Below are 22,468 nucleotides of genomic sequence, written 5' to 3'. Positions count from 1 at the left end.
CTGCCGATGGTTAAGTTATTCTGTCGGCTTCAGAACAACCTCTGCCACCGTCTCGTACGTCGCCGGTTGGTTGTTCATATACGCTTCATAAATCTTGGGATTCCAGATTTCGATACGCTCGAGGACCCCGAGAATGAGCACTTCGTTTTCAATGGCAGCGAACTTTAGAAGATCCTGTGGAATCGACAAACGGGCCTGACTGTCGAGTTGACAATCCACTGCCCACTGCAGCAATGTTCGTACAAAGAATCGATGTTGGGGATTGGAAGGGGAGAGGCCGCGGATCGAGTCTTCAACTTTTGCCCACTCGTCCTGCGGGTATACAAAAAGACATTGTTCGAATCCGCGCGTCAGGATGAATGTGTCATTCGCCCCTGGGGACACATTCTTTCGCACCTTTGCCGGAAGCGCAATACGTCCCTTGTTGTCTGCAGAATATGAATACCGCCCCTTAAACGACGACATAAATGCAAGCCTTCAAAAGTGCCTGATTTTATTGGAAAAATCCCACCCTAGATTCCCCACTTTTCCCCACACGGCATTGAAATTTAGGGAATTGGCGATTAAAGTCAAGTGAAAAAGTGCCGAAAAATCTGGGGTTTTTGAATGTGCTGAGAATTGGCTTGGTATTGCTGGGATTCTAGTTTAGGCCGGAATCCCCACCAAGGAGCAAATCTTGAGGAATATCACACTTTAGGGGGGAGATCACGCCTGCAAACATGGCTAATTCTGTGCACATCTCAAACCAGACCGCAGCTTGACAGGTATTCATTGAGCTCGTCAACGCCGACGAAGTGGTAGCCGTGGAGTCCGGCTCGCCGGGCAGCTTCGATGTTCTCGGACAGGTCATCGATGTACAGAACATCCCGCGGATCGTGTCGAAGCAATTCTATGGTTTTCTCGAAAATCTCGGGTTCAGGTTTGAGTAACCGTAAGCGATAGGAAAGAAAATGGAATGGAATGGACCGCAGAACCGCGAGGTTCTCCATGCATGCGTCGAAATGGAGAGGATTGGTGTTGCTGAGGAGCCCAAGCGGCACTTTTGTACCGAGCGTGCGGACAAGCTCCTCCATCCCCGGGATGGGAAGTTCTATAATGGCCAGCATTGCGCGCTGAAAATCGTCGCGCGAGTACTGCCTGCGTTCATCTGAACAAGCATTCGATGTATTGCGGACGTTGAAGAGTGTGCCGAGATTCTGCAAAAACGTCTCCGTAGAATCCTCACCACGCTCATACCTCTTCACAATATCGATCACCGAGTGCTGGTATGTGCGTCGGTTCTCGGGTGTGTCAATGCCGAGCGTTTGGAGAAACGCTTCTGGACGAATGTGCACGAGCACATTGCCGAGATCGAAAATGACGACTGCTGGTTGAGAAACACTCATCGCGCTACAAGTCCCTTTTCATCTGAATTGCTTTGAGAATGGCAGATTTTTTTTTCGTCCGAACCCCGTACGTCGCGCCCCGACAAACGGTCGCCGGGCGATCGACAACGATGGTTACTCGTGAACCGCAAACTACAAAGGGAGAACATGAAGACAGAAAACTGAAAACATCTTAGAACTCAAAACCCGAAACTCATTTCGTAAAGATCGCCAGAAGTTATGAGAATTGGAAGGAGGAAAGGAAGTGTGGAGAAGAATTGGCCGGTCAGCTGGTGATGCACCAGTCAACCGCTCACCAATGACCCAACCCTCCTTGCCTCACCCGGTCAACTTACTTGTTTCTTCTTTGTGCAATTGGTACTTTGCATGCGTATGACAGAAGCGTACAGCCAGTGATAACGCGAGATTACTTCCTGCGCATGATCCATCAGCTTGCGCAGGTCATTGCCAAAGTACTGGGACTGAGCCAGCTCAAGCGCTATGACGCGGCGCTCGATGAAATCCAACTGAGTTCGAAACAATTGCTCGGAATGGATCTCCGCATGCTGACGACGCTGAGCGACGAAGAATTTGTCCGCCTTCTCGCTCTCGGCGAACGGTTCGATGTTGAAAAATGCGTCGTGGCAGGAGAACTCCTGCGGCTTACGGGTGAGGTGAAGGATCAGGAAGGGGATGAGCGTGAACGATTTCACTGCTACGCGACGTCACTCAGCCTTTTCCTGGAGCTGCTGATTCGCGAATCAGGGGTGCTGCCGAAAGAGTACTTCGACGAAATCGAACTCCTGATTGGAAAGATCTCCCCGTATGAACTCCCTGCCGGCATGAAAATGAAGCTCTTCCGGTATTATGAGATTCTTGGAAGATTTGACATCGCTGAAAACACGTTGTTCGAGATCGTGGAACAGGACCCGGGATTTGTGGATGAGGGATTGAGATTCTATGAGCGGCTCCGGCTCAAAACCGGGGAAGAGCTTGAGCGCGGCAATCTTCCGCGGGAAGAGGTGGAGACGAGCGTAAGGGATTTGAAAAAACGAGTCAGAAGAACCTAGACAAACCGGAGAGACCCTATGGTTACTGCTTTAGTGTTGCTGAGCGTCCAGCGTGAAAAAACCAACACCGTCGCCGAGAAAATAACGGCCATCAAGGGAGTGACAGAAGTATACTCTGTGGCCGGGAAATATGACCTTGCCGTCATTGTCCGGGTCAGGGAGAACGAGGATCTGGCCTCAGTTGTGACGGACCAGATACGTGGAATTGAAGGGATCGAGCGGTCGGAGACGCTCATCGCGTTTCGGGTGTATTCGCGCTACGATCTTGAAATGGCTTTTTCGCTGGGAGCCGGGGGAGAAACAAAGAAGACCTGATCGAGCGGCGTGCTCACGAGAAAGTCAGAATCTGACAGAGTGCGTCGAGGGCAACGACCGCTCTTCGCACCTCAGGAGCCCCGGAATTCTACCTGACGAGAACTGCAATCGCGATCGGCACGAGCAGCCACAACAATCCTTTGATAAGAAAGAAGAGAAGACCCGCAGCGGCATAGCGTTTCAGGAAACTCCGGAAGGGACCATCGGGCCATCGTGCGGTAATCTTCTTTGTTCTGAAATCAGACTTCATCGTCAGGTCTCCGCCTCTACTTGTTGACGCGCCGACAACGTATGACTTTAGGTGGTTAGTACTGCTTCAATCGCATTGCCGCCTCGAGTGCGGGGTCGCGTCCCGCAACGTAGTCCTGGAAAGAGAGGGGCGTCGACATCCGCGGAGTAATCCACTGCCGAGTATCACGTGGATCCCAATACTGATGCCACAAAGTCGATACCCTTACCGTCACATGACTGTTCGGAAGAATGATCCGCCTCGAATCCCCAAAGGAATTACCACGCGAGGAACTGGGCTCACCAATAAACATTGCATTTGTGTACTTCTCAATCTCAGCAATAAGCGTTCCCGCCGCAGACCAAGTCCGTCGTCCAATGATGACAGCGAGACTTCCGCGTTCGTCGTATCTTGACTTGATCAAGCTCCGTAGTATTTCCTTGTTCCAGTAACCATTGCCCCCACCATTGAGCCGCAGGTCGAGCACGAACCGTTCTGCTCTTGCCGAATCGGCCGCGTTCATAGCCCGCGCCAAGAATACACGCAGAGAATCATCTGGTTTCTGTTGAATTGCATTAAGCTGGCAGTATAATGTTCGCGCCTCTGGGAGGTACCGAAACCAATACGTGTTTGCAAGATCGCTGAGCCAGAGCGGAGACGGGCTGCCCTCGCGTGCGTCCACCCATCCCTCACGCTTCTTCCAAGTGAGATCTGTTTCACCAATCAGCATAGGGAATAGACCCGCCGGTGCTAGCACTACGTTGCGTTGCCCAACTGCTGTCGAGATACTGAACCCCACACGCGTTGGGTCCATCGCAAGGCCGACGGATCGAAGTACCTCTGGCATTGTAAGAAGCAATGGTGCCCATGCGCGCACGGCCATTTCGTTGTCGCGGCTGATTAAGGGCTGCACTCGGGCGATTGCCTCCTCGATCGAGACACCACCTATCGCAAGAACACGCGCACCGACCAAGTCCGGGTGCTCCTCTCTTGCCGCGCGTACAAACACGCCATCCTCGAACCAGTACAAGGAGATCGGAAGTTCGTGAAACGCTACAGCTGTGTCACGCCAAGGCCCCACGTTTGAATGTCCATCGCCAACTAGGGCGCACAATCGTTGAAGTGCTACAATCACCTCGTGTCGCGCGAGAAAGGGTAAATGCTGATCGATGCTTCCCAATGCGCTGTCGAACTGTGTGTGCGTCATTCCGTGAAAAAGATTGACATGTTGCTTTGGCATTTCTTCGCGAAGAACGGCCAGGTCCTCACGCCAGCGACGCACCTCCGCGGTATCGAGATGGGCAAGCGACTGAGAGGTAGCATTAGACGCCAATAACGATATTAAGGCGGCCAACGCAATTATTGCTAGGAAGTGCAAATGATCCTCCTATAGTTTCTCCCTCCTTTGACTGCCCAAGAGATTGAAAGGTTGTAAAACCGTGCTAGCGAATCGGGCCGGCCTGCCACCTCAGCAATTTGCTTATTGATTCGTAGGACGCAGCAACGCAGTGACGCATAATGTTTAGGCAACACGCCGTTGCGAGCCGCCGACATCAAACTGATCCTTCATTACCGACGCCCATGAATTCGCTCCCTGTGACCTTATCGCAGAGAATCGAGTCGGCTCTGCAACAAGGACGACAGATCGCCCACCGTGTCCCATATGACCGATGGCCCTTGGCTAAACGTCAGGGCTTGCGCCCCAATCCATTGTTCGTACCTCGATGTCTTGATCGTCGCAAAAGGCGTCCACTCAGCCTTGTCTCCCTCCTGCGCCGGTAGAAACTGGCCGCACAACATGTAAAGCTCTTTTCCACTGGGAGTCATCACGTGACCAATGCGCACATCACGAAAGCGGACAGGATCAGGCGGGCGGTGGGTATGGAAATCGGTAGCGGCTGCCGTGAGCAAAAATTGCACGACCGAATCTATTGACGTGTTCTGCAGTTCAGGAGCAAGTACCTGAGTGGGACTCACGGCCTGCGATGACTGCGCGTGACTGGAGTCGTGCTGCAGGCTGCGAGAATGATTGCTGTAAACAAGATTGCGAGATTTCGCCTGATTCTCCTTGGGTGCACACAATATTGTGCATGGTTTCCAAATCGAACTGCAACATGGGCTGATTCAAGAACAAGGCTGAGCAGCCTGCAGACTCGTTCGATCAGAAGTGCTGCAAACCGCTCTATCAAGACGAATCTTTGCTTGCGCCTGGCCCGTGTTAGCGGTTCGTTGTTATTGTCTGTCCACAGTGTAATTCAGTTCAGTTACCCCGCAAGTAAATTGTCGAGTACTCAATAGGTTTAGTTTTATTTTGTTTTTGATGTCTACAAACAATGGAATTCCTCGTCCAAGAATAATTGGATTAACAAATAGCCAGTAGCCGTCAATTAAGTTCAGTTGAACGAGTGAATGTGTTGCTGTCGGGCTACCAAAAAGCAAGACGTCTTTACCTGCCTGTTGTTTTATTTCATTTATTCTGTCCGAAAGGTTGTCGTTAATAATTTTTGTGTTAGTCAAACCCGCGTCTTTCATTGTTTTCGATAAAACAATTTTGTGAACTTTGTTATACCACTGAGAATGTTCAATGTCGTGCTTGGTTGCTGTCGGCTTGTCTCCTGCGGCAGGCCAGTAATTTTCCATCATCTGATAAGTCACTCGTCCATATAATGCAGTGTCGCCTTCGCTTATCCGCTTACCGACATAATCAAAAATCTCTTCATTAGCTTTAATCCAGTCCATTTCTCCGTTCGGTCCTGCTACAAAACCGTCAAGCGATATGTGCATAAATGAAATTATTCTTCTCATATGGCTCTATTTTTTATTGTTGCCTATGGTTTGTTACTGCTTTCTAATGACCGATGTTAGCGGTTCGTTGTTTTTCTTCAGTTAAATGTGCCCGTTATAGTTTGGGTCAAAATCTACCATCCATTCAATACCGTATTTGTCTCTAAACATACCAAAATAAGAACCCCAAGGGCTGTCTCCAATTGGCACTTCAATTTGTCCGCCTACCGAAAGTCCATAAAATAATTTGTCTGCTTCTTCTTTGCTTTCTGCACTTATTGAAATTTTACTTCTATGTTCGTTTTCATTTGTCTGTCCCATACTTTCTGGAACGTCATTTGCCATTAAAATATTTTTTCCAATAGGTAAAGCAATGTGCATTATTTTATTTGCATCATTTTCTGTTACCGGAAATTCAGGACTTGATATGTCTTTGAAACGCATAATTTTTGCGAACTCTCCGCCGAAAACTGATCTGTAAAATGTAAATGCTTCTTCGGCATTTCCGTTGAAGTTAATGTGAGGATTGATTTGTGCCATTATATTTCTATTTCTATTATTGTTATTATTTTATGATGTCAAATTTAAAACTTGTTTCAATTTTCCTCAGTCGGTGAGTGTCGTCCGTTACAATGACCGCTAACGAGTGGCCAACCGCTGATAGCTACTCTCCTCATCTCGCGTCTAACGTCTTGCTTTTCGCCTTACTTGTTCGACGCGAGCTTTCTTCTCGCTTCTTCGCTCATCATCGCCGGTTTCCACTCGGGCTGCCAGACAATGCGCACGTCGGCATCCCCGACCCCGGGGATTTTCTTGACCCGCTGCTTCACGTCTTCCGAAATCATGTTGCTTGCCGGACAGCCCGGAGTTGTAAGAGTCATTTTCACGCCAACCCAGTCATCGACGATTGTAACGCCGTAGATCAGACCCAGACTCACCACGTCAACCGGAATCTCGGGATCGTAGCAATCCCGGAGAGCTTCGTACACTGCTTCTTTTGTGATGCCGCTTGTTTGTTCTTCGTCCATTGCTTTGATCCTGAATGATAGAATGAACATGTGTCTGGATTCGCGACCTCTCGAACCGTCCTCAGAAAAAGAACCACACGAAGTCGCTGAGAAAGCGAATGCTAAGCACGGCCTTCTCGTGCGCCATTGTGTGAGATTCTCTTCTTCTCAGAGTGTATCTGAGACGCCCTCTAGAAGGGATGCTCGAAGGAGAGATAGAAAAACACTCCCGCCTTTGCCTGGCCGCTCCCCAGCGAGATGGGGAACGCGATGCCCGGCACAATCTGCAGCGTGTTCAGATTAATCGCCCAGCGTAATCCGGGACTGATAATTGTATCCGTCCTCCGATCGCTGGTTCCATCCTCAAATGCATCCGATGAGAAACTGGTCGTGTACTCGAGCATCACGTTGAATGTCTCGGATGTCAGCCAGATGACGCTTGCGCCGACATTATAGGATGTCAGTGTATGCCTGATCGCGCCTGAATTTCCGCTCTCGTCTTTCATGCGGGGCACGTAGGTAAGCCCCGCGTTCGCGTGGGCAGCGAAAAACTCCGAAAACCGTCTGCTTGCGGGAATGTTGACCTGAACTCCGGCCGCCCCGAAGCCGAGTCCCGACGTCGTGCTTCCCGTGGGGAGAAGTACCGAGATCCGGGGGGCAACGGCAGCCCATCCGTCGTCGTCAATCAGTTGATACCGATAATTGATCAGGACGTCCCCGAATCCACCCGGATGAGACGAACTGTGCAGGTTAATTGGAACTGTATAACTCAACTGGTGCGCCCTGCCACCGAGAGGCCACTCTTGTGTGAATGTATAGAAAAGGTCCGTCTGATGTGTGAAGGAGTACTGCAGATTAGAGATGTGTTGCACTACACCTCGTTCCTGATTGTAGGCTTCCTCGATGAAGAAGGAATTATCTTCGATGGCCTCAGGGAATTGTTCTTTTGGAGGTCGTGACTCCTGCGCGATGACAGCGGCTTCTGTGCCTACGAGGCAGAATATCAGAACGCACGCACGGATCATTCCCCTCTGCTTGTGTGTTGCGCTTGATGATGAACTTTCGGTTGTTCCTCGCGACATATTTCGAGCGGACATTGGACTTCCTGTGTTCAGGCTGATTTCGATTCGGACTTGCGGAGATTCGATGCCGGACATCCCGCGTTGTGCATACAGGCGCGGCAACCGACGTCGACAACAGGTACTTCGCTCAAGCATCGGGGGCATCGTTCAAGGAATGGATTGTCGACAATGTACTGACATTTCGGACACATTCGCGCTTCGCTGCGGAGCCGTTCTTGAAGGGTCATCATATGAGTATCTGTGACAACACGCCCCCCACGAAGAATGCCACGACCCACGTTCCGGTCCAGACCAGCATCGCTTCCTTCCATCCCCGTTCCTTCAGCATCACCATCAGTGACGCGATGCAGGGGGTAAACAGAGTAATCGTCACGAGCGCAACGACGATCTGATGAGGTTTCAATGCGAGAACATAAAGCCCGGCGGCCCCGAAGTCCCTTCGGACCATTCCCATGACAAATGCGGTTGCCGCTTCACGAGGCAATTGCAGCCAGCCCGTTGTCAGGGGAGCGAGAATATTCTGCCAGACGGTAAGAAGTCCCGTTACTTGCATAATGCCGACACCCAGCGCGCCCAGAAAGAACCAGGGGGTCGCTTCTTTCATGAAGAAGTACGATCGGTATGCAGTCTTTCGCGCAACGTTATCCAACCGGGGAAACCGCATGGGAGGCAAATCGATCAGGAGCGGCGTTGCGGCTCCGGGAAGGATACGGTCGAGAATCGTCCCCACGGCAACGAAGACGACAAGAATCGTCACCGTGTAAATCAGCATAGCGCCGAAACCTGCTCCAGCCAGAAGCGCGGCCACCACAGCAAGCTGAGCTGAACACGGAATGGCGAACTGTAGAATCGCGGCGGCAATAGTCTTCTCGCGTTCACTTCCGAGGAGACGTGTCGTGATCGTTGCCATCGTGACGCAGCCGAATCCGAGAATCAAGGGAATGACCGCGGCGCCGTTGAGCCCAAGAGCATTGAGGCTTCTGTCAACCAGCGTCGCGAGGCGCGGAAGATACCCGCTATCCTCCAGCATGGCAAGGGCGAGATAGAATGCGATCACCAATGGGAGCAGAAGAAAGATGAGGTAGGTGATAGTCATCGTGACGACACCGAACTCACCGACGAGAATGGTGCCAAACCAGGAATCGGGCGAAACGAATTTCGTGACGATGCCGCTGATCCATGGTTCCCAGAGACCTTTGCCGAGCGTCTTCTCTGTGAAGTTCACGAGGTCCTGCGCGACCAGCTTTCCGACGAACAGGTAGACGAGATACAGCGCACCGAGGAGGAGCGGGATCCCCGTCCACACGTTCACGGCCCAGCGTCCAAAGAGCGTTGCGATACGTGTCCGCGTGTCGCCCTCGGAAAGGACAGCATTGATGATAAGGTTGACCCTGTTGCGGCGCTCTATGTAGAGCGGTTCGCGGTCGTGCCCTGTCGCAACGCCATGGCGTTGTGCTGTCGCTTCATCGCCTTCGAGTATGAGGAGTGCCTCGGCTTCAGATCCCGTGACGCTCAACATTGTGTGAAGCTTGTGATGGAGGGATGGATCCTGTTCGCCCCTGCGGGCTTGCGCGAGGGCAGCATCAATTTGATCGAAGCCCGAACGGGTGGTTGCTGTTGTCTGGAAGACCGGAACGCCGAGAGAATCTGAAAGAAGCCGGGTGTCGATCGTGAGGCCGAGCTTCTTCACCTCGTCCATGAAGTTGAGTAGGACAGCGACCTTCTTTCCCATGTCAACGAGCTGCTGCGTGAGAAAAAGGTCGCGCTCGAGGTGAGCGGCATCGACAACGTTGAGGACAATATCTGAGCGGAGAACGAGATCGCGCGTCACCGCTTCTTCCGCTGTGAACGAAGAAATGCCGTAGACGCCTGGAGTGTCGTAGACGTCGTATGACTTGTAACGCCCCTTCGTCAGCTCGACCGTTGTGCCGGGGTAATTTGAAACGTCGACGTACATCCCCGACATATAGTTGAAGACGAGAGACTTTCCGACGTTTGGATTCCCCACGAGCGCAACAGTCATGCCCGGCGCATCGATGTCTGCGACATCGAAACCGGCGTGACGATGTTTCTCGATGTGATCAGGAGGCGCCGGATGAGATGCGCCAGATGTGGAATGATTGGGCATACGCGAGACCTATGGCTTCGGAAGCTCTGCGGCGGCGTAGGCAACGAAGATAGACCGCGCGAGCGCAACGCCGATTGCAATTTCCTGCCTGTGTTTCTGGATTACCACGGTGCCGCCCGGTAGCCGCTCGAGACACCGTATGAATTCCCCTTTGACCACGCCAAGTCGTATAAGCTGTGATTTGGCCCGGCCTTCAGGAATCTCAATAATGATAAGACGACTCCCCTTGGGAACCTGGTGAAGGGGCATCGAAGGAGTTTTCATATTTGGGACTATTTTCTTGAAATTGAACCAAAAATCGTCAATTCTTATATAGGACTAAAATAGTCCTATTAAGCCCGTTTGTCAAGATCTGAATTGGAAATATAAGAAAAAAGCACAAACTTAACAATAATTCCTATATTTTTTGGCGAGTTTCGTCACTTGAAATCTGCTGGCCTGTAGATTGCTAGCATATTTCAGCTCCTCAAATCAACTTCATCAGCTTGAACGACAATATGATAAGCCTGCTCGGAAAAGTGGCCCTCATCACCGGAGGATCGCGCGGTATCGGCGCCGCCGTTGGCGTGACGATGGCGAAGGCCGGCGCGATGGTTGCGCTAACCTACGGCAAGAGAAAACAGGATGCAGAGCGCACAGCTCATCGCGTAGCCCGTCTTGGCAGTGAGTGTCTCATTATTCATGCGAACGCTGCGAGCCAATCAGAAGTTTGCCACGCAGTCAGCACCACCATTGATCACTTCGGGAAAATTGACATCCTGGTAAACAACGCCGGGATCTGGAAGCGTGGAACCATCGGTGCAATGACCGAGGAGCAATGGGATGAAACGCTCGACGTCAATCTCAAGGGGACGTTTCTCTTCTGCAACGCCGTTGTTCCCTTCATGAAGAAGCAGAAATCCGGCAAGATCATCAACATTGCGAGCACCGCCGGACAGAGAGGGGAACCGTACTATTCCCACTACGCTGCATCCAAGGGGGGTATGATCGCGTTCACCAAAGCCATTGCAGCGGAACTTGCGCCGTCGGGTATCAACGCGAACTGTGTGTCGCCTGGATGGGTCTACACCGACATGACGTCAAACGTCCTGGGCGATCGGAAAAAAATCGGGTCGATCAACAAACTCATCCCGAGAGGCCGGGTGGCGACTCCGGATGAAATCGCCGGTCCCGTTCTATTCCTCGCTTCGGATCTCGCAAACCATGTCGTTGGGGCAGTTCTCAACGTCAATGGTGGAAGCGTACTCTTCGGTTGACGAGATCTTTGTTTTTTGGACGAAAAACGCTATATTTCTTTCGTCCTTTCCCGCACTACTCCCAGATTCAAGAAGTAAGACCGAATCCTGAAATAGCTGCGGCATCAGACTACAAATTTGCTGGAACACCTGCAGTGCTTGATCACGCAGTTTCAAATCGAAATGAAGGTATCAATCATAGCTCATCACGATAAGAAGAAAGGAACCCTCCATGAACCGTTATCAAGAACTTCTTGATCTGATCCAAACGTTTCAAAAGGACTTTGAGAAATTCTATGTGAAGGGAAACAAATCGGCCGGCACACGTGTGCGGAAACACATGGCATCCTTGAAACGAAAAGCTCAGGAAGTCCGGAACGAAGTACAGGAAGTCAAACAGAAAATGGTCGGAGGAGAAGGGGATAATCCCCAGTCCTGATGATCCTGGCTGCATCGTAGTTTGGAATGTCGTACAGGCCGGGCGAGGGGAAAGAACTCCGCCCGGCATCCCATTCTCGCCTTCCGTCGCATCCGCACACGACCTCGATGTCAGACTTTGGTCCTTGCCCGATGTAGTTGCATTCGCGAAGTCCTTGTGGTGAACACCTCTCTTCATACTTGCACTGTGACCATATGAAAAAGCTACTTCTTGTTCTTCTCATGACATCCGCATTGCTCTCGGCGGCAGGCCAGCCTGTTTCTTCGCAGGATCGCGCGCCGCGAATTATTCCCTCTCCGCAGCAATGTGTAACGAGGGGGGAACCGTTCAAATTCACATCGCAGACGCGCGTCATTCTCGGTGAACGGTCGACCGCGGAAGACCGTTTCACAGCGCAGCAGCTCAATCTCTGGCTCGGGGAGCAGCGAAGGACTCCATTGCGCATCGCCGACGAAGAAGCGGTACGGAAGCTCTCAAAGAACATCATCTACATCGGATCGCCGAAAGCTTCGTACGCGAAACAGTGGCTCAAGGCCAGGGCGCTGACTCTCGGTGCAGAACTCAGGGATGAAGGATATGTGCTCGAGTCGAACGGGCAGGAGATCGTCATCGTTGCGGAATCGCCCCGCGGCAGGTTCTACGGAATGATGACACTCCTCCAGCTTCTTGAACAGCAGAAGAAGAGTATCGTGGCGCCGGGCGTTGCGATTCGCGACTGGCCCCGGCAGAAGATACGCGGCATCACCGACGATCTGAGCCGCGGCCAAATCTCCACGATGGAAAACTTCAAGACCATCATCCGCTTTCTGGCGCGCCACAAACTGAACGTGTACTCGCCGTACATCGAGGACATTTTTGTTTTCAAGAACCACCCTGCGATTGGCAAAGGGCGGGGGGAGTTGACGGCAGCGGAGGTCAAGGAACTCGATGCCTATGCGAAACAGTACCACGTTGAACTGATACCGATCTTCGAGACGCTGGGACACTGGGAGAACATCCTGGCTCTTCCCGAGTACAGAAAATACGCGGAGTTCCCCGGAGCGCACACCGTGAACGTTTCCGACGAGGCGGTCTACACGATACTGGACGAAATGATTGGCGAGTTAAGCGCAGCCTTCAGTTCGCCGTATTTCAACATGGCCGCTGATGAATCGTGGGATGTCGGACTCGGCGCGAACAAGGCCAGAGTTGCAGCAAGCGACCTCGCCACCGTCCACGCGGAGCACTACAAGAGATTGTTCGAAATCATCCGCAAGCACAAAAAGAAACCGATGATGTACGGGGACATCATCCTGAACAACCCGACGATCCTCGACAAGATCCCCAAGGACGTGGTCATCGTCGATTGGCACTACGGAGCATTGGAGGAGTATCCGAGTCCGGTGGTCTTCAAGAACGCCGGCTTCCCCTTCGTTGTTTCCCCTGCCGTTTGGAATTTCACCGGTCCGTTTCCAAACTACATCAACACGATGATCAACATTCAGAACCTGAACCGGGACGGATTCAGAAATGGCTCGCTCGGTTTGTTGACATCGAACTGGAACGACTACGGCGGAGAAGCCCTGCGTGAGCTTAACTATTATGGATATGCATGGACGGCCGAGTGTGCATGGCGCCCGCTGGAGGCGAACGCGGCGAAGTTCGATTCCACGTTTTTCAGAGAATGTTTCGGTGATGATCGTTCGGCACTTCTCGGGCAATCGGTGTACGCGTGGCTCTCCAATGCCTTGAATCAGATCAACTGGCAGGAGCTGTGGCGGCATCCGATGCTGCCGTTGCGCCAAACAAGCATTCCGATGATGTGGCGTGAACAAAGTCTGTTGACGACCATGCCCCTCGTGCAGGGAATGCTGACTGAACTGAAGGGAAGTGCCAGGAACAATCCCGAGCACGTGCGTCTTCTCTTGTTTGTCTCGCGGCTGGCACAATGGTACGCGCACAAACTCGATGCGGCGGAACAATTACAACGCGCGGCGGCGGATACTGCAATCGGCGTTCCGCGGCAAACGGTCCTGAAGTCCGCGTTGGCAAACGCGGGGGGCGTGGTGCGGGAACTGGGCGAGTTGAAAGAAGAGTTCAAGTCGCTCTGGCTCCGGACCAACCGGAGCGCGAATCTGAATTTCCTGATGCAGCGGTACGATCGCCAGTTGCAGTACTGGGGAGAAACCATGCGCGCTCTGGAACAATCGGGCGTCACGACCGATCCGCTCATCGCAAGTCAGTGGATCTATCATCCGCAGGCAAATCCGGGCAGACGCGACTCGACGCTTTCCCAGATCCCGCGGGCACTGTTCAGAAAAGTTTTCGCTCTCAACCAGCCGGTGAGCAATGCGAAGGTTCAGCTGATCGGTGATACCCATGCGCGGCTCTGGGTGAACGGCGTCGAAGTGGGCGAGGTCTTCGCGCGACGATCGCTTTCGCTGATCGTAGAACACCAAAGGATTAAAATGTGGGATGTTACCTCGCTGCTGAAGCCGGGAGACAATGTCATTGCCGTCGAGGTTGCCAACTACAATGCATTTGGCTCGGCCGGGGTCAACGTCTATGGGGAGTTGAGGAGCGGCTCCGCAGCAACCAAAATCATGAGCGATTCCGGTTGGAAGGTCTCGCAAGAGCCGGCGGAGGGGTGGCGGCTTGCCGGATTTGATGACCACAGTTGGCTGAACGCTTTGCCAAAGCCGTATCCGTTTCAGGTCATCGGACCGGATTTCGACACCGGGAGGCTGTCCTGGATCGAACGGTAGAGGATATGAATTTCGTCGGGATTCACTTCGATTTCTTCCGCAGAGTGCGCGGGACAGCGGGAATGGAAAAAGAGGATAGTTTCTACTATATTATGCTTACCTATCGGCGTCAGAACCGTCGTCGGTATGAGAATACATGAAGGATTTGGGGGAACATGAAAAAGTACGTGGTGTTTGGATTGATCGCAGGGGTGACGATTTCTGTCTTGGCAGTGTACTTCAGAAGAAAGAAACTCGCCGGAACAGAGTTTTATGGTTTCTTTGATTCATCGACGGTGGCCGATGAATTGTTCGGTGATGCTTTCGAGGAACCGCCAGACAAGCCGTAGAGCTGGTCACAACCATGGTGCTGACGGTACAGAGTCTACCATCGTAATCATCTTCTTCTCACCAGCTCGTGACGCACCTCCTTCGTACAACAACCACCGGGGCGCGATGAGGTTGCATGCGCGCCCGTCTCTGTGTGCCGTCTTTCCATGTGCTTTCCACCACACACAGAATATCCAGGCTGTGCTAGATTGCGACGGGGTTCTTAAGGCCCCCGTTCACAGACTTCCTTGACGAGAAGAAAACTACCATTCACGTTATGAGTTCTCCAGCTACCGGATCAACAGAATCTTTCCTCTTCGCTCAGCCGGCTCAAGCGCTGCGGGAGGAACGCGCAAAACTGCAGAGTGCACGCACCGAGATCATTCTCTTCGGCGGCGAACAGGTCGGTTCGATGGCCGGATTCTTCTACTACCGGTTTGAGCTGCCCGAAGACCTTGCTCTCCGCCCTGTCGATCGCGTGTCGTGCAGTTTCAACCAGTTGCAGCCCGTGACGATGGACGGCAGGATTGTCGGCTTTGAAAACCAGTACATCGTCATCGCTCTCCCCATGGATTTTGGCCCCCTTCTTCCGGAGATCAAATGTAAGTGGAGCTACGACGATCACCTCCCGTTCGTGGCTGATATGCTTGCCGCAGTGCGCGCAGAACATCCGGTTTCTTCGGTGCTTTTGCATCCCGAGGGTTCCGGCAACACGCACACAGCTTCCCCCGAGCCTGTTCAGGTCCCCAACGTCCCTGCGGAAGTAACTGAGGTTGCCAAAAAAATCCTGCAGAACCGCGTCTCCTATCTTTGGGGACCGGTTCGATCCGGCAAAACCAGTACGCTGGCACTGATCGCCCTGAGTTATCTCAAAGCTGGAAAAAGCGTGCTCCTCACGGCAACTACCACACTGCAGACGGATCAGCTTCTTCTGAAAACGCTTGCACTTGCCAGGGATGCAGGCATCGACCTCAATGGGTTGACAAGCCGGGTCGGTCTCCCTGCCTATCCCTCGGCAGCTGTCCTGGCTCCAGTCTCATTCGAGAACGAGGTCGAGACGAAGCGGACCGACAAGAAGAAGCAGCTGGAAGAACGGGTTGCGCTGCTGAGGTCGTACTGGAAGACGAAAATTCATCAGTATCTCCACGATGATTATTACACGCGGCTCACTGAACTTCGCGAGCGAACGAATGAATCGCGGAAACAGCTCGAGAAACTCCGGGATGAAACCGCCGCCCTCAAAGAGATAATCACGCGCGCACAAAACGCGTCGATGATGGAAAAATTCAAGAAGGGTTTCAGCAAGGAAGAAGCAGCTGCGGCACAAAAGCAGCTCACTGAGAAACTGATGCTGATGAAGAAACTCCAGCCTGTCCAGCAGGCTCTTACGACGGAGCTGATGCGGGTGGAGTCCCAGGCACCAATTGAATCGGGAGAGCTGAAGGAATACCAGGTGGCAGTCAGACGCCTCGGTGAATTGGGGGGGATCAAGAACGTAACCGATGAAGTTGACAACCTGAGCGCCGTGGATGAGACTGCGCTCGTCTCGACGAAGCGGTGTGTCGCTGCGAGCCTGACATGGTTTTTCTCCGACCAGCGCGTCCGCGATCGTAATTTTGACCTGATCCTTGTTGACGACGCAGAACGCGTCGCACCTGCATACCTCGCTGCGCTGTCAGCGAAGGCAACCGCCGCGATGGTGATTGCAGGGGACCCGTTTCAGCCTGGACCGGAATCGTTCTCCAAGAGTGACCTGGCGGAAGAGTGGATTCAGCAGGATATATTCCTCAAGATTGCGCAGACAGAGCAGTTGAACCAGCTGCACGAATGGACCCAGAAGAACCCGACATGGTGCTTTCAGCTGATGGCGCACGTTGCCACAGCCTTGAAGCTCTCTCGGTTCGTATCCGCATTCTTCTTCGACAACAAGCTTCAGGTGCAGGAGCGTCCCGGGACGGGGGGGGCGATCGTGGTTCTCGACACGAGCGACGCAAAATCGACCTGCCGGCAATACCTTGGAAAGAAGAGCCTCATTCCGTTCAACGATGTGCAGACGAAACGGACCATGGATGTTGTCAAACACGCGCTCGCGCGGGGTCAGCGCCGCGCAAGCGACGTAGGGATTATCGTACCCTTCCCTGGGACGACGCTCTATACAAAGCTCCAGCTGCGGCTTCAGGGCATCCGGAATGTCGAGGTGGGCACGCCTGCGACGTACTTCGGCCGGCGAAAGAAAGTAATTATCTTCGATCTCTCCATGGCCGGCGTTGACTACACCATGCGCTATCTTGACGACCGGAAGATCGGGGAACACCGTCTTGCGCGCTTCCTTAATTCAGTCCTCTCGTGCGTCGAAGAAGATCTCTACGTTGTCGCCGATATGGGTCATTTCAAAACCGTGTATCGGGACCGGCTGATCACGAAGTTTCTCATGCTGCTGCAGGCACAATCGAGCGCTGCGCCTCCGCTCAGCGCCAGTGCAAAAACGTTTGACGACATGAGCTGGGATGTCCGGGAAAAACTCCTGAGCCCTGCTGCCGGAGGACCGGGGGCAGCCGCTGAGAAGAAGCAGGCGGATTCGCCGGCGAGCGCACAGGATGTAGAGTTGGACGTACGGATGAAGATGATGGCCAAGCTTCAACCACAGCAAGTTTTCACCGGCAGGGATTTTGACCAGGAAATCTACCTTGCCGCACATCGTGTGCTGGGATTGAGAAAAGACGCAAACCTCCTGTCACAGTACCTTGGCGGCGATCTCCTCTTCCGTTACTCGATCGGAACTGAACTTGCCGCCGCGCGCCTGCCCCTGGACGGCTGCCGCAACGAGGACGAATTCCGGAAGACGATGGAGCGATGGAACCTGCTCGTCTACGAAATGTCCGGCGCAGGAAAAACCGACCTTTCGTTCTTCGCGAAGCAGACGCCGGAAGCACGCGTGCGTTGGGACATCAACAATCTGCGCGCGTACTACTCGTCGGCAATGGAAGCAGTCGTCGAGGAGAGCAAGCATCGTATCGCGACCTCGGTGTCGAAGGTGTTCCAGGAGTGTCTCGGCAAGAACCAGCCTGCCAATCCGATCGAATGGTCGACCGCGTACTTGAACTTCCTCGGCAAGATGGAAGCGTACCTCGCGTGGATTTCGGAGCAATTGCGCCACTAGGAGGATGCTGAAATTCGAAAAAAGATCACCACAAAGACACCAAGTCGCGAAATCATTCTTTTTGAAATGTCCGTATCCTCTCAAAATCGAGTTTCTTAGTCCAGATCTTTCTGGTCTTTGTGCCTTCGTGGTGAAAGAAATCCGTTTTTCTGCAATCTCCTAGGCCGGACGATTCAGCACACGCCTGAATTGATTCTATTCTCCTCATCCTTCACCCGGTATTGCCCGTCTTGAACGCCGCTCAAATTCGAAGTATATTGTGTCGGGAAAATCGAGAAGTCAGAATTTAGAATAGAGAAATCAGCATCCGGAGGGAAAAAGCGGGATTAGAGTCTGCCGGCCCCCACCTTCTGAATTCTGTCTCCTGATTCCTGAATTCCAATTTCTTGCTTCCCCATCTCTTCACTACACCTGGGCACTGTGGAATACTTCCTCGACACTCTCCTGGTTCTTTTCATCGTTTTCCTCAACGGTTATTTCGTTGCGGCTGAATTTGCCCTCGTTAAGGTACGGCTCACGCAGATCGAGCCGCTCGCTGCGAAAGGGAACCGGCGCGCAAAAGTGGCGCGGGAAATCATCAAACATCTCGATCTCTATCTCTCCGCAACGCAGGTCGGCATTACAATGACGAGCCTTGCGCTGGGCTGGGTCGGCGAGCCGCTTGTTGCGGGCAAGCTCCTTCCTCTCTTTCAGAGCCTTGGGATCGAGAATTCAAACCTGATCCACGGCATTTCGTTTGCCGTTGCGTTTTCGATTATTACGGCTCTTCACATCATTCTTGGGGAGCAGGCCCCAAAGTGGCTGGCAATTCAGAAACCATCCGCCACCACGCTTTGGGTTGCTTATCCTCTGTACGTCTTCTCTGCAGTGCTCAAGCCAGTGATCTGGCTCCTGAACATCTCCGCCAACGGCATTCTTCGCCTGATAGGGCTGAAGGTTTCCGGAAGCGCCGAACTGGCGCACTCGGAGGAAGAACTGAGACTCATCCTCGCACGCGAGCAGCAGGGATCGGCTGCAAGTAAGAACATCGTGTTGAATGCGATGGATTTCCGCCGGAAGCAGGCACGGCATTCGATGATACCCAGGACGGAAATGGTGATGCTCTCGCTCGCCGCACCTGTGCAGGAAAACCTGAAGGTTATGCGCACCCACAAGTATTCCCGGTATCCGGTATACAAGGACTCCCTCGACAACGTTGTGGCCATCGTCTATACTAAAGACATCTTCAAACAGGACCGCGATCACAATCCTGATTTTTCTCTCGAATCGGTCTTGCGAGATGCAACGTTCCTGCCCGAGACAGTGAGTATCGAAAAAGCTCTCGAGACGATGCTCCAGCGCAAAACGCACATGGTCATTCTTGCCGATGAATACGGCGGAACGGCGGGACTCATTACGCTCGAAAATGTGCTCGAAGAACTCGTCGGCCCGATCCAGGACGAATTTGACCGCGAAGCTCCCGAAGTGATAAAGCTCAACGAGGGAGAGTACGTGGTGGAAGCGAGTGTGACGACCAACGAGGTCGAGCAGCTCATCAACGTCGAATTGTCGCCGAAAGACATTCTCTCCATCGGCGCCTTTCTGCTGGAGCAGCTCGGACACATTCCCGTCAACGGCGAGAGCGTGCGCGTCAACGGGGTCGAATTCACCGTCGAGCAGATCACCGACCGCGTCATCGACCGAATCCGGGTGAAGAAGCTTCCGCCTCCTCCAGAAGAGGAAACCGAAAACTCGTAGGTGGCCTCCTGGCTCCCTGCACTCCACTACTCAATACTCCAATACTTCATTACTCCATCACTCCAATTTTCTTATGCGCCATTTCTTTCGTCTCCTCATAGCCATCGCCGCACTTTCATCGTCCTCCCTCGCGCAGGTGATTGTTCCCCAGTGGGCGAAGGACGCGATCTGGTATCAGATGTTCCCTGAGAGATTCCGCAACGGGGACCCGGCCAACGATCCGACAAGAGCGGAGCTTGAAATGGCCGCGGAGCGGGGATGGGCGGTATCGCCATGGACGAGTGATTGGTACAAACTTCAGCCGTGGGAAGAAAAATTCAACGGCGGTTTCTATGGAAACGTATTTGAGCGCCGCTACGGAGGTGACATCCAGGGGGTGGTCGACAAGCTCGACTATCTTCGCGACCTGGGAATCACGGCGATCTATTTCAATCCGGTATTCGATGCGATCTCCCTTCACAAGTACGATGCGTCGACCTACCACCACATTGACCACACGTTCGGTCCGAATCCACGCGGCGATCAACAATCGATCACAGCAGAGACCGATGATCCCGCGACATGGAAATGGACGTCGGCCGATTCACTCTTCCTCACGCTGATCAAGGAAGCGCACCGAAGAGGAATCAGGGTGATCATCGATGGTGTCTTCAATCATAGCGGGACACGGTTTTTCGCATTCCAGGATATCATGAAGAACCAGCAACGTTCGCGCTACGCATCGTGGTACGACGTGCGGACATGGGACGATCCAGCGACGCCGCAGAATGAGTTCACATACAAGGGATGGTGGGACGTCAGGGAGCTTCCGGAGTTCTGGGAAGGGGACAGCGGTTTCGTGAAGCCGGTGTGGAATTACTTTTTCAATATCACGAAGCGATGGATGGACCCGAACGGGGATGGTGATCCTTCCGATGGCATTGACGGATGGAGACTGGATGTTGGGAACGAAGTCTCACATCTGTTCTGGAAGGGGTGGAGGAATCAGGTGAAGGCGATCAACCCGGACGCGTACATCGTCGGCGAGATTTGGGATGATGCGTCGAAGTGGCTCGGCGGGGACGAGTTCGACGCGGTGATGAACTATCCTTTTGCGCGTGCGGTGGTGCGGTTCTTTATAGACACAGACAGGCGGCATCTGAAACCGTCAGAGTTCGACCGTGAGTTGGCGGCCATTCGCCAAGATTATCCGGGCGAAATCAGCTACGTGCTGCAAAACCTGATCGACAGTCACGACACGGACAGGCTGGGGTCTATGATCATGAATCCCAATCGCAAGTACGATGATCAGAACGGGCTGCGAAACAATCCGGACTACAATGTGGGCAAACCAACCGGGGAGGCAAGGCAGATACAGAAACTGATGCTTCTTTTCCAGATGAGCTATGTTGGCGCCCCCATGATCTACTACGGCGATGAGTCGGGAATGTGGGGAGCTGACGATCCAGACGACAGGAAGCCGATGCTGTGGGCTGACCTAGCGTACGAAAACGAGCGATCACACCCGATTCCGGGCAGGACCCGAACGAATGATGCCATGAAGTTTGACGGCGATCTGTTCAAGTACTACAAAGCGCTTGTTCGGATTCGCAATGAAAATGCGGCGTTGCGACGCGGTGATTTCACGCCGCTCCTAGTGGATGATGCGAAGAACATCTATGCATTTAGGAGATCCTCAGGCGACAATGATGTGATTGTTGTGATCAACAATGGCGGCGCTGCGCAAACCGCCAACCTGAAAGTCAACGGTGTATGGAAATACCGCAACGAATTGACGGGAAGAGTGATTGAAGGGAAGGCAGACCTGCGTTGTGAGTTAAATGGGAAATCGGGGATCGTGCTTGTAAGAATGAAGTAAATAAAGAAGACGTGAGACGTAAGACGGGAGACGTGGGGGTGAAAGAAATTCATCATCGTGAACAGAAAACAGTACACCGTTGCAACTGTTCACTATTTACTGTTCACTATCCAGAACCACCCTAGACGCTTTTGATCACCTTCACCACTCTCCACATAAACGACACATCCTTCTTTCGTACCGCCATCGGTTCATATTCCTGATTCAGCGGTATGAGATGGATGAACTGATCTTCAATTTTAACCCGCTTCACTGTATCCTCTTCGTTTATGCGCACCACGCAGATGTCCCCGGTGCGCGACTCGAGCTTCGGACTGACGACAATGATGTCGCCGTCTTCGATGCGCGGCGCCATGCTGTTTCCTTTTACCTCCAACGCGAACGCGTTTGAATCCTTGATGTCGTCGACCGTGATGTACTTCTCCACGTAGTCGGGATGGAACATCAAGCTCGGCGCGCCGCCTGGGACGGAGGAGAGGAGCGGGAGCGAGACGAGCTCCACGCGCTTGTAGCGGCTGGTCGGCAATGGAATGATTTTCGATTCCCCCTGCGACGTGGCGTACATCTCGCCGGCGCCCGCGAGGAGCCAATGCGGCGCCACGCCCGTGACCTTCGCGATACGCATGAGGTAATTGCTATCGGGCACCTGCTCCCCTTTTTCCCATCGCTGCACAGTGCGCACCGCTACATCGAGCTTCGCAGCGAGTTTTGCCTGGTCCATTTCTTTCTCTGTGCGTGCCTGACGGATCCGTTGTGCAATGGTATGCTTCATGAGAAAATCCTTCGCGTGGAAGAGCGAGAAGAACCTTTGGTTAAATGGTGATTGGTTAATTGGCGGTTAGTCGATAGACGCTGTTCTTTGTGTCTTGGTAGTGTAATATTCCCAAATGACAATTTTGTCAACTTTCTTCTTGACAAGACGACAAAAATGTCGTATGATTGGTCAGGCAAAGATAGGCAAATTTCCGGTTGCTGTCAAGTATTTTTAAAAGCATCTCACGCAAAGT

General features: G+C 52.8%; 20 protein-coding genes. 9 read left to right on the top strand and 11 right to left on the bottom strand.

The genetic code is table 11. The features are described from left to right. Nucleotides 1-15: 15 nt before the first annotated feature. Nucleotides 16-465 (bottom strand): division/cell wall cluster transcriptional repressor MraZ, encoded by a 450-nt coding sequence (gene mraZ, locus NTU47_05050; GenBank protein ID MCX6133166.1) that lies wholly within the window; start codon nt 463-465, stop codon nt 16-18. A 275-nt stretch (nt 466-740) separates the two neighbouring features. After that, complete coding sequence (locus NTU47_05045; GenBank protein ID MCX6133165.1) at nt 741-1,385, bottom strand: HAD family phosphatase; 645 nt, start codon at nt 1,383-1,385, stop codon at nt 741-743. 392 nt (nt 1,386-1,777) lie between these two features. Between NTU47_05045 and NTU47_05040 the strand changes: the two genes are divergently transcribed. Beyond that, a complete protein-coding gene (locus tag NTU47_05040; GenBank protein ID MCX6133164.1) occupies nt 1,778-2,434 on the top strand; it encodes a DUF6483 family protein in 657 nt (218 codons plus the stop codon). 18 nt (nt 2,435-2,452) lie between these two features. After that, complete coding sequence (locus NTU47_05035; protein ID MCX6133163.1) at nt 2,453-2,749, top strand: Lrp/AsnC ligand binding domain-containing protein; 297 nt, start codon at nt 2,453-2,455, stop codon at nt 2,747-2,749. 88 nt (nt 2,750-2,837) lie between these two features. Here the strand turns inward: NTU47_05035 and NTU47_05030 are convergent, their stop codons facing one another. The 8 genes from NTU47_05030 to NTU47_04995 form a co-directional block, all read right to left on the bottom strand. Beyond that, nucleotides 2,838-2,999, bottom strand: coding sequence for a hypothetical protein (locus NTU47_05030; GenBank protein ID MCX6133162.1), 162 nt, complete (start codon nt 2,997-2,999; stop codon nt 2,838-2,840). Nucleotides 3,000-3,054: 55 nt separating this feature from the next. Further along, on the bottom strand, nt 3,055-4,218 hold the full coding sequence (locus NTU47_05025; protein MCX6133161.1) for a hypothetical protein: 1,164 nt from the start codon (nt 4,216-4,218) through the stop codon (nt 3,055-3,057). Nucleotides 4,219-5,210: 992 nt separating this feature from the next. Next, complete coding sequence (locus NTU47_05020; GenBank protein MCX6133160.1) at nt 5,211-5,783, bottom strand: dihydrofolate reductase family protein; 573 nt, start codon at nt 5,781-5,783, stop codon at nt 5,211-5,213. An 81-nt stretch (nt 5,784-5,864) separates the two neighbouring features. Next, nucleotides 5,865-6,302, bottom strand: a complete 438-nt coding sequence (locus NTU47_05015; protein MCX6133159.1) for a VOC family protein — start codon at nt 6,300-6,302, stop codon at nt 5,865-5,867. Nucleotides 6,303-6,466: 164 nt separating this feature from the next. Next, complete coding sequence (locus NTU47_05010) at nt 6,467-6,790, bottom strand: metal-sulfur cluster assembly factor (GenBank protein MCX6133158.1); 324 nt, start codon at nt 6,788-6,790, stop codon at nt 6,467-6,469. 170 nt (nt 6,791-6,960) lie between these two features. Beyond that, entirely contained in the window at nt 6,961-7,794 is an 834-nt protein-coding gene (locus NTU47_05005; GenBank protein MCX6133157.1) for a hypothetical protein, read from the bottom strand. A gap of 283 nt (nt 7,795-8,077) precedes the next feature. After that, nucleotides 8,078-9,979 carry a ferrous iron transport protein B gene (gene feoB, locus NTU47_05000; GenBank protein ID MCX6133156.1) on the bottom strand — a complete coding sequence of 634 codons (1,902 nt, stop codon included), beginning with the start codon at nt 9,977-9,979 and terminating at the stop codon, nt 8,078-8,080. A gap of 9 nt (nt 9,980-9,988) precedes the next feature. Next, nucleotides 9,989-10,243: a ferrous iron transport protein A gene (locus NTU47_04995; protein ID MCX6133155.1), complete on the bottom strand. Its 255-nt coding sequence runs from the start codon at nt 10,241-10,243 to the stop codon at nt 9,989-9,991. Nucleotides 10,244-10,476: 233 nt separating this feature from the next. On the opposite strand from NTU47_04995, the gene NTU47_04990 reads away from it, so the two are divergent. The 7 genes from NTU47_04990 (at nt 10,477) to NTU47_04960 (ending at nt 21,461) form a co-directional block, all read left to right on the top strand. Beyond that, nucleotides 10,477-11,235 carry a 3-oxoacyl-ACP reductase FabG gene (locus NTU47_04990; protein MCX6133154.1) on the top strand — a complete coding sequence of 253 codons (759 nt, stop codon included), beginning with the start codon at nt 10,477-10,479 and terminating at the stop codon, nt 11,233-11,235. A 211-nt stretch (nt 11,236-11,446) separates the two neighbouring features. Continuing rightward, the gene (locus NTU47_04985) at nt 11,447-11,653 is read left to right on the top strand and encodes a histone H1 (GenBank protein ID MCX6133153.1); all 207 of its coding nucleotides are present in this window, start codon (nt 11,447-11,449) and stop codon (nt 11,651-11,653) included. A 194-nt stretch (nt 11,654-11,847) separates the two neighbouring features. Beyond that, a complete protein-coding gene (locus NTU47_04980) occupies nt 11,848-14,397 on the top strand; it encodes a family 20 glycosylhydrolase (protein ID MCX6133152.1) in 2,550 nt (849 codons plus the stop codon). Between the two features lie 155 nt (nt 14,398-14,552). Further along, complete coding sequence (locus tag NTU47_04975) at nt 14,553-14,726, top strand: hypothetical protein (GenBank protein MCX6133151.1); 174 nt, start codon at nt 14,553-14,555, stop codon at nt 14,724-14,726. A gap of 257 nt (nt 14,727-14,983) precedes the next feature. Next, on the top strand, nt 14,984-17,866 hold the full coding sequence (locus NTU47_04970) for an AAA domain-containing protein (GenBank protein ID MCX6133150.1): 2,883 nt from the start codon (nt 14,984-14,986) through the stop codon (nt 17,864-17,866). A 420-nt stretch (nt 17,867-18,286) separates the two neighbouring features. Then, entirely contained in the window at nt 18,287-19,603 is a 1,317-nt protein-coding gene (locus NTU47_04965) for a hemolysin family protein (protein ID MCX6133149.1), read from the top strand. Between the two features lie 73 nt (nt 19,604-19,676). After that, complete coding sequence (locus NTU47_04960) at nt 19,677-21,461, top strand: glycoside hydrolase family 13 protein (GenBank protein MCX6133148.1); 1,785 nt, start codon at nt 19,677-19,679, stop codon at nt 21,459-21,461. Nucleotides 21,462-21,582: 121 nt separating this feature from the next. Here NTU47_04960 and NTU47_04955 read toward each other — a convergent pair whose 3' ends face one another. Continuing rightward, the gene (locus NTU47_04955; GenBank protein ID MCX6133147.1) at nt 21,583-22,233 is read right to left on the bottom strand and encodes an XRE family transcriptional regulator; all 651 of its coding nucleotides are present in this window, start codon (nt 22,231-22,233) and stop codon (nt 21,583-21,585) included. Nucleotides 22,234-22,468 lie beyond the last annotated feature (235 nt).

Source organism: Ignavibacteriales bacterium, from assembly GCA_026390595.1.
GTDB lineage: Bacteria > Bacteroidota > Ignavibacteria > UBA10030 > UBA10030 > UBA9647.
Note: the sequence above shows the minus strand (reverse complement) of the source record. Positions and strands in the feature narration are given on the sequence as shown.

Coding starts and splice junctions, on each gene's coding strand:
- NTU47_04995 (MCX6133155.1), bottom strand. CDS start 10,243: ATGAAAACTCCTTCGATGCCCCTTCACCAGGTTCCCAAGGGGAGTCGT.
- NTU47_05020 (MCX6133160.1), bottom strand. CDS start 5,783: ATGAGAAGAATAATTTCATTTATGCACATATCGCTTGACGGTTTTGTA.
- NTU47_04985 (MCX6133153.1), top strand. CDS start 11,447: ATGAACCGTTATCAAGAACTTCTTGATCTGATCCAAACGTTTCAAAAG.
- NTU47_04960 (MCX6133148.1), top strand. CDS start 19,677: ATGCGCCATTTCTTTCGTCTCCTCATAGCCATCGCCGCACTTTCATCG.
- NTU47_05025 (MCX6133161.1), bottom strand. CDS start 4,218: ATGCCAAAGCAACATGTCAATCTTTTTCACGGAATGACGCACACACAG.
- NTU47_05015 (MCX6133159.1), bottom strand. CDS start 6,302: ATGGCACAAATCAATCCTCACATTAACTTCAACGGAAATGCCGAAGAA.
- NTU47_05005 (MCX6133157.1), bottom strand. CDS start 7,794: ATGATCCGTGCGTGCGTTCTGATATTCTGCCTCGTAGGCACAGAAGCC.
- NTU47_04970 (MCX6133150.1), top strand. CDS start 14,984: ATGAGTTCTCCAGCTACCGGATCAACAGAATCTTTCCTCTTCGCTCAG.
- feoB (MCX6133156.1), bottom strand. CDS start 9,979: ATGCCCAATCATTCCACATCTGGCGCATCTCATCCGGCGCCTCCTGAT.
- NTU47_05035 (MCX6133163.1), top strand. CDS start 2,453: ATGGTTACTGCTTTAGTGTTGCTGAGCGTCCAGCGTGAAAAAACCAAC.
- NTU47_05010 (MCX6133158.1), bottom strand. CDS start 6,790: ATGGACGAAGAACAAACAAGCGGCATCACAAAAGAAGCAGTGTACGAA.
- NTU47_05045 (MCX6133165.1), bottom strand. CDS start 1,385: ATGAGTGTTTCTCAACCAGCAGTCGTCATTTTCGATCTCGGCAATGTG.
- NTU47_04990 (MCX6133154.1), top strand. CDS start 10,477: ATGATAAGCCTGCTCGGAAAAGTGGCCCTCATCACCGGAGGATCGCGC.
- mraZ (MCX6133166.1), bottom strand. CDS start 465: ATGTCGTCGTTTAAGGGGCGGTATTCATATTCTGCAGACAACAAGGGA.
- NTU47_04975 (MCX6133151.1), top strand. CDS start 14,553: ATGAAAAAGTACGTGGTGTTTGGATTGATCGCAGGGGTGACGATTTCT.
- NTU47_05030 (MCX6133162.1), bottom strand. CDS start 2,999: ATGAAGTCTGATTTCAGAACAAAGAAGATTACCGCACGATGGCCCGAT.
- NTU47_04980 (MCX6133152.1), top strand. CDS start 11,848: ATGAAAAAGCTACTTCTTGTTCTTCTCATGACATCCGCATTGCTCTCG.
- NTU47_04955 (MCX6133147.1), bottom strand. CDS start 22,233: ATGAAGCATACCATTGCACAACGGATCCGTCAGGCACGCACAGAGAAA.